Source organism: uncultured Sunxiuqinia sp., assembly GCF_963974515.1.
Taxonomy (GTDB): domain Bacteria; phylum Bacteroidota; class Bacteroidia; order Bacteroidales; family Prolixibacteraceae; genus Sunxiuqinia.
The window spans coordinates 19,814-32,097 of record NZ_CAXBDD010000040.1; the positions used below are offsets into that span (position 1 = coordinate 19,814).

Consider the following 12,284-nt stretch of genomic DNA (forward strand, 5'->3'; position numbering starts at 1 on the left):
TTTTCGCTATTGGATGAAGTGGCGAATCGGCAATTATACAGTGACTTTAGAAACTATGGGATACCCTTTCATACAACATATTCAACAATTGCTCCAAAGCGATTTGCCGGGCGAAAAAGCGCACCGGAAGATGCTTCCGCCAGGCCGGAAACTGTCGGCCAATTTCAATGAGATGTCTGAAGTGAAATACAGCAGCGTGTTGCTGTTGTTATTTCCGCACGAGGGGCGGATTTATACCTGCCTGACGCGCCGCAACCCGAATATGAAAAACCATCCGGGGCAAATCAGTTTTCCGGGCGGACGAATTGAAGAGGGCGAAAGCCCTGAGCTGACTGCCATGCGCGAAGCGCAGGAAGAGGTGGGCATTTCGCCGCTCGATATTCGCTTGCTGGGCATGTTATCACAGTTATTTATTCCCGTTAGCGGCTACACCATTTTCCCTTATGTGGGTTGGGTCGATCACAAACCCAACTTTGTGTTGAATGAGGCCGAAGCTGAAAAGCTGATCCTGCTTCCGGTGCAGGAGTTTTTACAGGAAGAGCGAATTGCGCATACCGAAATGGATACCATCCGTGGACGATTAAGGGTGCCGTATTATCCATACGAAGGGGAAATTATTTGGGGAGCCACAGCCATGATTTTAGCCGAATTTTTTGAAATACTGAAAGAAGGCAGCCTCACTCTGCAATAATATTCCGGTAGTCGCGGTAAGTTTCCAGCACCCGGTTCACGTAGTTATAGGGTTCCTCGCCCCGGCAGTAGCCCCAGCGGACCACCGGGTCGCTATAGAATTTCGATGCCGATTTGTTTAGCAAATAATAATCGACGTTGTCATCCCAAATTTCCGGGTTTTTGTCGTATTTCTCAGCCAGGCGCTGGGCATCTTTTACATGCCCCAGCCCCACATTGTAGGCAGCTAACACAAACTTAACCCTTTGGGTCGAATCGGGGACGTCGGGCTTGAGGTTCTTATTGAGCCATTCTAAAAGGCGCACACCAACCCGGATATTTTGTTCCGGCTCCTCATATTCATTCATTCGAACCAAATCGGCTGTTTCAGGCATGATCTGCATCAGTCCGTAGGCTCCGGCCCACGATTCAGCGTCCGGGTCAAACCGTGATTCACGGTAGATCATGGCCGCAAGAAACCGCCAGTCCAGTCCGGCTCTTTGGGCGGCATCTTTTATCATCTCATCAAACGGCGATATGTTGCCGTCGCGAATGGAATGGTAGCCACTGCTGGCCATCGTGCTGGAGCGACTGTTCTCGAAATATTTGTTGTACAACACTGCGTAAGTGGTTGTTTTCCGAAAGTTGCGAATCCAGTTGTTGAGGTATTTCAGCCATTCCTCCGAACCATTACGTACGGCCCATGCAATGTTTTGCGGGAAGCTGACTGGCGTGCTAATGTCGAGATTGGGATAAAAAGTTTGATTGACTTTGGCAACGTTCTCGTCGCACACCGTATAGTCAATCTCGCCATTGGCCACCATCGAAACCAGTTGTTCGACCCCATAAATCGAATCCTGTACAATGTCAATTTCTTCCCCGATTTCGTCCGAGAGGTTGACCATGCGCCGGTAATAGGCGGTATTCTTTTGGACATAAATAGTCTTTCCGGCCAAATCGAGTTGATTTCGAATCAAGGAATCTTCCAAGGCATGGTGGGGCAAAGTTCGCCAGTTGTCAGGTTTGCGTTGCACCAACACCTGCCGGGTTTGTTCTAACGGGAGTGTGAAGGCAATGATCTCGTCTCGTTTTTTTGTGACAGTCAGGTTTTTAGCAACCAGGTCGTACTGCTCATCCTGAAGGCCTTCAAAGGTTTCCTGCAGGTTGTTGCTGACCGAGATCTCCAGCTGAACACCCATGTCTTCGGACAGATGCTTCAGTAGTTCGTACTTAAAGCCCATTGGTTTTCCGCGGTAAATAAAGTAGTTGGTTGAGTTGTAGTCAACCACGGCCCGTAGCTGGCCCGATTTCATGATTCGCGTCAGGTCGTTCTTCCTGGCTGATGACTCATCATCTTTCCGGTTTTTTCTTCCGTTACAGGAAAAAAGAAGGACGACCAAAATAAGGGCAATAAACGGAATGTATGTCTGGTTTCTACTCATGCTTGTTTCGTAACTTTCGGCTAATCGTAGAACGTCCAGGCAACTCCGAGCCTGAATGTTCTTCGGTATAGCGGGTAATTCGGTGCGGCCCAAAATCCACCATCCAAGAAACCCGATGCGGCATTCAGCCATTGAAAAAATAACCGGGTACGCTTTAGTTTCAGGTTGATGTGGGCGTCAACGAAGGGAAAGTTACCAATTTTATCTTGATTTTGCCAATAGAAGCGACCTGTTGCCGGATCGTAAGCATCCGCGTAAAACTCGGTGTTGTATCGAATGTCGGCTCCTATTTGTGTGTATAAAACCTTGGAAATGATAGTTTTGTAGTTCATGCTGAAGTAGGTGCTAAAATCGGGCAGGTGCAGGTATTGTTCCTGGTTGGCTTTTTGCCAGATTACCTGTCCGCGTAACAGCCAATGCTTCGACTCAATGGTCTTATTCAGGTAAGCTGAAAGCACGAGCAATTCCGAACCTCCTTGACGGGGAAGCGCCTCGGCATCGTTGTAAATGTAGTTGCCAATCAGGGCGTAGTTGGCTCCCAGTGTCAATTTGTATTTTTGAGAATGAATTTCTGAATTGACAATCATCTCATTAATATTGTCGAAACGATTATTCCATGCATAATGGTTGGAACTAAATCGCTGCTCAAAATAATCAGGCACGATGGTGTTCAATTCGCCTGATATTTTCAAGCTCGTAGTATCATTGCCAATTCGGATGGGCTTGTAGATGAACGCGCCTAATTCCGTTTGGCCCGAACGGTAGCCGGTCAGGTAGAGTTTTCCCTGGGCGCCCCATTTCCAGAAAACGCCTTCGTCGCGCGATATCCCCCCGCCTACAAAGGTGTTGCTGTGTTTGAATTTCTGCAGCACGGTGTCCACTGGCATTTTAATGCGGATGAGATCGTGCCCAATAAAGGCTCGCGTGGTAAAGGTAAATTTTCGATCGGGAGCCTCATAAAACCTCAGTTGGAAGACGTTGGTCAGCCGGTTGTAGCCAATGGTATCATTGGTAGCCGTTGAATCGATGTAGGTATTTCTGTAAAATTGTCGGTTGGATGCCTCATCAGTATCGGTGTAGATTTTTTTGTTCCCCGAATACTCTACCTCGTAAAAAAAACCGGTTCTCGGAATAAATTCATCCACGATATTTCCCAACGAATCTTCCACCTCAATGGTTTTTCCCAGCCGGTATTCGGTATTCCAAAAAATCGTATTGTTGTTGATAGACGTGTTGGCTTCATCCAGGTTGACAATGTAGATATCGGTTTCTGAGTATTCATTTAGGCCCGGATTGTCATCGGTCAACCCGCCGTTCTCCATGTTCCGGATCCTGTTGAAAAGCAAGTTGAAGTGCGATACCCAGTTGTTTGACTCGTAGCTGGAGTAAAACCCGATGGTGTGATACTTGTTTTCCTGGTATTCGTACTGCCCCGTTGCTTTTGATTGGTCGTAAAGAAAGGCGAAATTAAAATCGCGGTTGATATTTTGCGAGTGAAACACATTGAATCGGGTTTCATTCTGAATATTTTTATTCTCGCTTTGACTGTAGTCCAGCAGCGTATAAGGCGTTGTGGTGTTGAAGTACCGGATATCGGACGGAAATTTGGAATAGACGTCGAAGGCCCGGTAAAAATAAAAATCCGAATCGCCCTTTCGCTTGAAAAAATTATTTGATTGATAAGCGCCGCCCAAGTTGCCGGTAAACGTATTGCTGATGCTGTTTTGGTATATGGGGTTGTACAAGTGGAAAAAATTCAGGGCAGTGTCCACCTCGGTTTCTTCCATGAGCGCACCGTAGTTTTTCAATTCCCAACTTCGAATGAAGGACGGAATATGTTCATTATGCTCGTACTGGTCCGTCTCCAGACTATCATTGCTCTGCAAGGTGCTTTCAGCATTAAAGCCGCCAAAATTCCTTAATTCTCCCTGGGCAAATAAGAGGCTTACTCCACCCAGTAAAATCCATATGGTTAACTGTATCTTCTGAAACATGCAGGGGCAAAGATAATTAAAAGTCAAAGTTTGATTGAGTTTTACGCTTAAAAAAGTTAAACATCATTATTGGGTACCGGAATGATCGTTTCCGGGCTTGTCACCAGCTGTTAATTCGAACTCCTGTAATTGAGAAATGTTGTTTGCCTCGCACCCGAAAACCTGTGGCTGTTTATCTACAAGGTTGCAGAATTATCTACAATTGGAATTTTGAGGGTTTTCAGATGTTGACACATTCATTAACTCCTGCCAGTTAGTGTTTTGCGATGTATTTATCCCTTGGTTGTGTCTTGGCGAACCAGCTAGAATGATATTTGCTTAGCTGTAGAAAAGCGGAATGGAAGCATTAAAAAACGACATACAGCATTCGCTTGACGGTTTCTTTACCGAAGTGGGAAATATCCTACTGTTTACGGGCAAAGTCACCCGGCAGTTTTTTACGGCCCCCTTGGAGTACAAAGAACTGATCAAGCAGGGCTACTACATTGGAAATAAAACACTCCCGCTGATCGCAATCACAGGTTTTATCATGGGACTGGTGCTCACGTTGCAAAGTCGTCCGGTAATGGTTGATTTTGGAGCCGAATCACTTCTACCCGGCATGATTGCCATTTCGATCATTCGTGAAATTGGCCCGGTGATTACCGCCCTGCTGTGTGCCGGAAAAATAAGCTCCGGAATCGGGGCTGAGCTGGGGGCCATGAAAGTGACCGAACAGTTGGATGCCATGGAAGTTTCAGGGGCTAAGCCCTTAAACTACGTAGTGGCAACCCGAGTGATGGCAACAACCATTTTGGTGCCGATACTGGTTTTTTTCGCTGATGCAGTTGGCTTGCTGGGATCTTTTGCTGCTCTGAATATGCGCGAAGACATTTCTTTGCGGTTGTTCTTTTCGCAAGCTTTCGACTCGCTTAGCTTTGCCGATGTAGTTCCGGCAACCATTAAAACTATTTTCTTCGGATTTTTCATTGGCCTGATCGGATCGTACAAAGGTTACACTGCCGACCGGGGCACTGAGTCGGTGGGCCTTTCGGCCAATTCGGCAGTGGTAACCGCTTCGCTGGTGATTTTCATTATCGACCTGATTGCCGTTCAGTTTTCAGAATTGATTTATGGCTTTTAATACCAACTCTATGGAAACAGTAATTGAAATCAGACATCTGGAGAAAGCCTTCAACAACCTACCTGTCCTGACAGATATCAATCTGGAATTGGTGCGGGGTGAAAATCTCGCGATTCTGGGAAAGTCAGGGACTGGCAAATCGGTGCTCACTAAATGCATTGTCCGACTGATAGAGGCCGACAAAGGCGAGATTCTGGTGCTCGGCAACGATATTCTTAGAATGGATGATGAACAACTGAATGATACCCGTAAGAAGGTGGGTTACCTGTTTCAGGGGGGTGCTCTGTATGACTCAATGACGGTCAGGGAAAATCTTGAGTTTCAAATCAGGCGTACCCAGCTGGAAAAGAACAAGAAAGAGCTTCGGGAACTGGTTGAAGAATCGCTCGAAAATGTGGGCTTATTAGAGGCAATAAACAAAATGCCGGCTGAGCTTTCCGGAGGAATGAAGAAACGGATTGGGCTAGCCAGAACCTTGATTCTGAAACCGCGGATTATTTTATATGACGAACCGACCACCGGCCTTGACCCTGTGACTTCAGGTGAAATCAGTGAGCTCATCCTGCAGGTTCAGGAGAAATACAATACGTCCTCCATCATTATTACACACGATATGAAATGCGCAAAGATGACAGCCAATCAGCTTAAAATAATGAAGGATGGAAAGTTCTATGCAGAGGGTACTTTCAGCGCGTTAAGCGAAAGTGATGATCAGGAAGTTAAAGCCTATTTCAGTTAAAAAGATAGTATTATGAGTAAGTTTAAAAGTCGTCCGTTGAAGTTGGGTATGCTGGTTTCCATTGGCTTACTGTTGTTTATAATGGCGGTATATTACCTGGGAAGCAAACAAAACCTGTTTTCATCAACCTTTACCATCACCAGCCATTTTTCCGATGTGAAAGGACTGGTGGAAGGGAACAAAGTTAAGTATTCCGGCATCGGTGTGGGAACGGTTTCCAATGTCGAGATTATTTCAGACTCCACTATTTTAGTTGAAATGCTCATCAATCAGAAGGTTAGGGAGTTTATCCGGAAAGACTCCAAAGTGGAAATCGGGCGCGAAGGGCTGATGGGCAGTAAAATGGTGATTATTCACCCGGGATCGCCCGAGACCGGGAGTGTGGATGATTACGAACGGCTGACCTCCATTAAGCCGGTTGATGTTGAAGAAATGATTCAGGAAGCCCGGAAGATTATTGATGATGGCCGAATGGTATCGAAAGCCCTGTTGGAAATGAGTGATAAAATTAACAATGGCGATGGTGATTTGGCCAGGTTGATCAATGAAAATTCCATTACAACTAAATTGAGCCAAGCGGGGGACGAGCTACTGGCTTTTACTAAAAATGCCAAAGCAATTACAGGGAAAGTGAACCGTGGCGAAGGCGACCTTGGGCGTTTGGTGAACGACACGGCAATCACTCATGAATTGACATTCACCCTAAGTCACCTGAAGCAAATGGCAACACGGGCCGATTCGGTGACCATGGAAATGCTGCTGTTCAGTAAAGAACTAAACGAAGGCGGCGGTGTGCTAAACCGATTGGTGTATGATGACGAAATGGCACAACATCTGGATACCACTTTGATTAAAGCTGGCCACGGGATTGATGAGGTGGCCAGAACGGCTGAAACCATCCGAAAAAGCTGGATTTTAAACCTATTTTCGGGCCGAAACAAAAAGAACAAAGAGGCAAATTAAAATTGGGACCCTAAAAACTTTGATTCGAACATTTTGTTGATATGTTAAAACAATTGCGGCAATCTGGAATGATACCGTTTAAAGTAATACTAAAAAAATCGAATGGCTAAGGTAAAAAGTCGTTAAGCCGCCAGCAACAGATGAATAAAAAACTGGGAAAACAAATAGAAGAAATTGCCGGAATAATCAACCAACTAAAAAATGGTGATGTTGATGTGGATGTGGAATCGCTGATGGAGTTGGATGAACTGCTGGATTTGCTCAGCAATAAAGTCAAGTCGGCCAAGCTCGGTTACCCATTAAGCAGCCAGCCAGCCATGCCCGAATCGGTGAGGCACGAAGCCATTTTTATATTCGATACCACTTATAAAGTTTACAAGTACACCGGTATCTTCGATCATCTTTTTTATCCCGGGAAAAGTGGTGCCTTAGACATTTCTGACCTGTTAAAAATCGAGGAGCAAGATGTTTTTTCGCAGATGATCGATCGATTACTTGCTACCAAAGAAAGCCAGGAGTTTGAAACGATCATTCACTCTACTCAGGGCATTCCGCTGGCGGCCCGTATTAGTCTTGAATTGCTTTCGGAGAAGGCTGGCGAAGAGTTGATCATGGCTGGCGTCAACTTCGCCAACACCACCATGACGGACATCAAAAACTACCAGCAAATTGTCATTGATAATTTGCCCGATATTGATGTTTTTCTATTTGACACCGATTACCGTTACGTACTAGCCGGTGGGCGCGAAAAAGAGCGCTTCGGATTGTCAAACAGCTATTTTGCCGGGAAAACTCTCTTCGAGGCATTTGATGAAAAAGTACACAAACGCTTGTTTCCCTTTTACCGTAAAGCTCTCAGCGGCGAAATGGCCGACGGCGAAATCCGGATGGAGGATCAGGTGTATTATATATGGGCTACCCCCGTCAAGAATTTTTACAGTGAAGTTGTTGGTGGAACGGCTATCGTACAGAACGTAACCAAAGATAAAGAGGTGGAGGCACACCTGAAAAAAGCCAAGGATGACGCCCAAAAAGCGGATCAGGCGAAGTCAGTTTTTCTGGCTAATATGAGCCACGAGATCCGTACACCGTTAAACGCGATTGTTGGGTTTGCCGAGCAGCTGGCCAATTCAGAACTCAATAAGAAACAAGAAGACTTTGTCCGTTTTATCAACGACTCATCGGAGCATTTACTCTCACTGGTTAATGAGATCCTGATTCTGTTTAAGCTTGGAATGGGAAAAGTCCATATCGATAAGATCGCTTTTAACCTGACCCAAATTTTAAGTGTGATCTACAATTCATTTATCATCCGGGCAAATGAAAAAAAATTGCGGCTGTCAGTCCAAATCGATCCTAAAATACCAGATACACTCGTTGGCGATCCTTTCCGCTTGCGACAGGTGGTGATCAATCTTATGTCGAATGCTCTGAAATACACGGATGTCGGCATGGTTGAGTTGCGTTGTGTTTTGGAAAAAGAAGACGAGCAAACAATGGTTCTGCGCATAGACGTTGAAGATACCGGCATGGGCATATCACCCGAGCTGAAACCGGTCATTTTCGATGAGTTCACACAATCGTCCGCTAATCTGGACAAGAAACGCAAAGGAGCCGGGTTGGGATTAACCATCTGTAAAAAGCTGGTTGAGTTGATGGACGGGCGGATTCAGGTTGAAAGCGAAGTGGGACGCGGAAGTTTGTTTACAGTAACGCTGCCGTTTCAGAAAGCGGGAGAACAAGAACAGGCTGAACATGAAAGCCATTATTCGCTTCGTGAAAACATGCTGGAGGGGAAGAAGATTTTATTTGCCGACGATGATGAGTATAACCTCTTGCTTGCCGAAACGGTTTTGTCGAACTGGAAGGCTGATTTTCAGTTGGCACGAAACGGCGAGGAGGCTTTGAATTTCCTACAACTGAATCGATATGACATCATTCTGCTGGATATTCACATGCCAAAAATGAATGGACTGGAAGTTATTCATGAAATCAGGAAGGATAAGAACAATCCCAATCATAAAATAGATGCACTGGCGGTAACAGCCAACGTGCTCAAAAGCGACATCAAGCTTTACATGAATCATGGCTTTAATGGCTATGTACTTAAACCATTTAAAGAGCGGGAATTGTATAACAAGATTTGTAATGTGCTGAAGCTGATCAGCAATGGCGGAAACAAAAAAGAAGCAGAGGATCTTGAGATGACGCTGCCTGGCAAGAGCAATGAGATTGACACAGAAAATCTTTGGTTAACATCCAATGGCGATCGTGAGTTTTTTAATAAAATGATTGATACATTTGTAAGAAACTCGAAAAGTCTTTTAGAAGAATTTAACATAGCTTCAAAAAGCGAAGATTGGTCTGGTTTGGGAGAAAAGGCACATCGGGCTATTCCATCGTTCAAATTTTTTGGATTGAGTGAATTGGTTGAGCAGCTTGAACAAATGGAAGACCTGGCATTGCGTGACAAAGATTACACGACCCTTTCTGCAAGAACCAAACATGTGCTGGTTTTGGTGGAGGAAGTGATAGAACAAGTCAAAAAGCTTCAACAGGAAGATGATCAACTGAAGTAATAAATTGGCATGTGTGGAGAGTTTTCAACGTCTTATAATGTCTTTTTTTGAGTCGTTAATACTTGATCTAAAGCGATCAAAAAAATATAAAATAGGTCGGCGACCATAACAGTTACAGCTATATGAGTAAAATATTGATCATTGATGATGATACGTTTATTTGCGAAATCCTAAAAAAGCAACTGAGCAGCAACGGGTATAAAGTGGAAACAGCTTTTTCCGGCAAAAGTGGGATGGAAGCCATCAAAGATGGGCAGTTCGACTTGGTCCTTTGCGATTTTCGATTGCCCGACACAGATGGCTTGGAGTTGCTTCAAAAGATTAAAGCCATTGCCCAATCAACCATTGTGATTATTATTACGGCTTACGCCGATATCCGTCAGGCTGTTAAGCTGATGAAAATGGGGGCAGAGGATTATATCACCAAACCCCTCCAGCAAGAAGAACTTCTGGCTTTAATCAGGCAAAAACTGACTCAAGATAAGCTCGAAGTCCGTAAAAAACAAGATCATATTTACACCGATGGCGACTTTATCATGGGCAAGAGTGACAACATGCGGTCAGTCATCAATTTATCACGGAGGGTGGCACCCACTAACATGTCTGTTTTGATTCAGGGAGAAACAGGTACTGGCAAAGAATATATTGCCCGGTTTATTCATCAGCACAGCAAACGAAACAACAAACCCTTTGTGGCGCTCGATTGTGGAGCCATCCCCAAGGATCTGGCTAACAGTGAACTGTTTGGACACATTAAAGGGTCATTTACCGGTGCTGTCCGAGATAAAGAAGGTGTTTTTCAGCAAGCCAACGGCGGCACCCTTTTCCTGGATGAAATCGGAAATTTGAGTTACGACATCCAGGTTCGTTTGCTTCGCGTGTTGCAGGAACGGACCGTGTCAAGGGTTGGGGAAAACAAAGCTCAAAAGGTTGATGTTCGAATCATTACAGCCTCAAACGACGATTTGCTTGACGAAGTCAATCAGAATAATTTCAGAGAAGATTTGTATCACCGGGTCAATGAGTTTAAGATAAATCTTCCCGCACTTCGCGAGCGAAAAGAAGATATCTTATTTTTTGCAAAATACTTTTTAAGCGCCTCAAACGAAGAGTTGGAACTTCGCATTGACGGAATAAGTGCTGATGCCGAGTTGGTCCTGCAAAAATACCCATGGCACGGAAACCTCAGGGAATTGAAAAATGTGATCAAGCGAGCCGCATTGATGGCTCCCGGTCAAGAGATTACCAAGGATTGTCTCCCACGTGAAATTGTTTACCCATCTGATTCAGATGTAAACAGCGAAAACGTGGAAATTGGTGAATCGAAGTTGAAAGACGCTTCATCCGAATTCGAAAAGCAACTGATTATGAGAACCATTGAAGAGGCTGGATTTAATAAATCAAAAGCTGCCCGTCTGTTAAAAATTGACCGCAAAACACTCTACAATAAAATCAAACAATACGGTATTGAAATCTGATTGATCCCAATGTTTCTTTGGAACAGATATTGGGCATTTCGAGTCATTGAGGAGGACGGAAAATGCGGCAATCAAATTTATTAAAGAAAATAGCTATTGTTGATGATGCCCTCGGCTGTTTCAGAATTGAAGGGGGTAAGTTAAAGGAACAGACATTAAAAGAGCAGATCAAGTGCTTCCGGAAGGCTTCGGGCTTGTTGAGTTATTTAGAAAAACTCAAACATCAGCATTTGAGTGATGAATTTCCGGATTATATCTTGATTGACATTCACTTGTCCGACATGGATGCAACAGCCTTTTTGGATCGTTTTGAACGAATTGTAGCCAATATGGAGACACCCGAAGTTTTTATTTTGTCCAGCTCTGGCAGTAAGAAAAATCGGGATCTCGCCATGCAGTATTCCTTTGTTAGTGCCTACCTTGAAAAGCCTGTGCCATCTGATTTTATTGAAGTGTTAATTGCCGGTAAGGGTGTAGACAATTCCCCTCATTAGTCTGTGGATGTTTTTGCACAACAACGCGGCGCTCGGAGTTTCGCAGGGGCAGGTGAAAACTTTCTGAAATGTTTTACAAAATTGTGCGGTGTTGGAACCTTTGCGAAAGGATTTTTTGTAAATCGCAGCACGAAAAAGAATAATTTGCAGGAACGATTACCTTTGGCCAGGTAGTTATTGTTATGGATAAACATTAAGATAGTTGACGAATGGAAAAAGGAAAAATAAACAAAAGTTCAATTGGATTGATGAAAGGTATGATCATGATTCTTTTGGGACTTGGCCTTTTATTTTATCCTGGATTCACCCTCGTATCCGTGACCCGGCTGGTTGCTGTTTTGTTGCTTGTGAAAGGTGGTATGGCGGGCTTGATCCTTTTATTGTCGAGAAATCAACGAAGCAATCCTTCCATGCTGCTGGAGCTTTTTTTCGATGTTGGGATTGGTTTGCTGATTCTTTATAATCCGGGTGGCACCATTTCGTTTTTCGTTGTTATTCTGGCTATTTGGGCACTCATTGGAGGATTACTGATGGCTTTTTCTTTTAACACGTTGCGGAAAGCAGGCCTGACCAGTTGGGGTTTGTTTTTGAATAGTATCATTGCTCTTTCGTTTGGTTTCGTGCTAATTTTTGAGCCTTTGCGTGGCGGTATGGCACTGGCAACGCTGATCGGAGCTTTTGCCTTGGCTTATGGCATCGTTAATCTGTTATCCGTTGTCTTTCAAAAACGGGCGTAGCTGCCGGATTTATTTGTTGCGATCGAATATGGCACCTTCTCTGAATTGATTCGAAATTATAAATAG

The 12,284-nt window shown here is 44.4% G+C and carries 10 protein-coding genes; 8 read left to right on the forward strand and 2 right to left on the reverse strand.

The genetic code is table 11. From position 1 onward, the window contains the following. Window positions 1-55: 55 nt before the first annotated feature. The gene (locus AAC033_RS10535; RefSeq protein WP_339737827.1) at window positions 56-691 is read left to right on the forward strand and encodes a CoA pyrophosphatase; all 636 of its coding nucleotides are present in this window, start codon (window positions 56-58) and stop codon (window positions 689-691) included. On the opposite strand, the gene AAC033_RS10540 is transcribed toward AAC033_RS10535, so the two are convergent. Together AAC033_RS10540 and AAC033_RS10545 are read right to left on the reverse strand one after the other, a co-directional pair. Continuing rightward, window positions 678-2,111 carry a transporter substrate-binding domain-containing protein gene (locus tag AAC033_RS10540; RefSeq protein ID WP_339737829.1) on the reverse strand — a complete coding sequence of 478 codons (1,434 nt, stop codon included), beginning with the start codon at window positions 2,109-2,111 and terminating at the stop codon, window positions 678-680. The two genes, AAC033_RS10535 and AAC033_RS10540, sit on opposite strands and share 14 nt — an antisense overlap. 20 nt (window positions 2,112-2,131) lie before the next feature. After that, entirely contained in the window at window positions 2,132-4,105 is a 1,974-nt protein-coding gene (locus AAC033_RS10545) for a putative porin (RefSeq protein ID WP_339737831.1), read from the reverse strand. 337 nt (window positions 4,106-4,442) lie between these two features. On the opposite strand from AAC033_RS10545, the gene AAC033_RS10550 reads away from it, so the two are divergent. The 7 genes from AAC033_RS10550 to AAC033_RS10580 all read left to right on the forward strand — a co-directional run bounded on the left by AAC033_RS10550 (window position 4,443) and on the right by AAC033_RS10580 (window position 12,218). Next, complete coding sequence (locus AAC033_RS10550) at window positions 4,443-5,228, forward strand: ABC transporter permease (protein WP_339737833.1); 786 nt, start codon at window positions 4,443-4,445, stop codon at window positions 5,226-5,228. 10 nt (window positions 5,229-5,238) lie between these two features. Then, window positions 5,239-5,967, forward strand: coding sequence for an ATP-binding cassette domain-containing protein (locus AAC033_RS10555; RefSeq protein ID WP_339737835.1), 729 nt, complete (start codon window positions 5,239-5,241; stop codon window positions 5,965-5,967). 12 nt (window positions 5,968-5,979) lie between these two features. Continuing rightward, entirely contained in the window at window positions 5,980-6,930 is a 951-nt protein-coding gene (locus AAC033_RS10560) for an MlaD family protein (RefSeq protein WP_339737837.1), read from the forward strand. Between the two features lie 140 nt (window positions 6,931-7,070). Then, window positions 7,071-9,509 (forward strand): ATP-binding protein, encoded by a 2,439-nt coding sequence (locus tag AAC033_RS10565; RefSeq protein ID WP_339737839.1) that lies wholly within the window; start codon window positions 7,071-7,073, stop codon window positions 9,507-9,509. 122 nt (window positions 9,510-9,631) lie between these two features. Then, window positions 9,632-10,987 carry a sigma-54 dependent transcriptional regulator gene (locus tag AAC033_RS10570; protein WP_339737841.1) on the forward strand — a complete coding sequence of 452 codons (1,356 nt, stop codon included), beginning with the start codon at window positions 9,632-9,634 and terminating at the stop codon, window positions 10,985-10,987. Between the two features lie 62 nt (window positions 10,988-11,049). After that, the gene (locus AAC033_RS10575; protein ID WP_339737842.1) at window positions 11,050-11,481 is read left to right on the forward strand and encodes a hypothetical protein; all 432 of its coding nucleotides are present in this window, start codon (window positions 11,050-11,052) and stop codon (window positions 11,479-11,481) included. A 209-nt stretch (window positions 11,482-11,690) separates the two neighbouring features. Beyond that, window positions 11,691-12,218, forward strand: coding sequence for a DUF308 domain-containing protein (locus AAC033_RS10580; RefSeq protein WP_339737844.1), 528 nt, complete (start codon window positions 11,691-11,693; stop codon window positions 12,216-12,218). The last annotated feature ends 66 nt before the right edge of the window (window positions 12,219-12,284 follow it).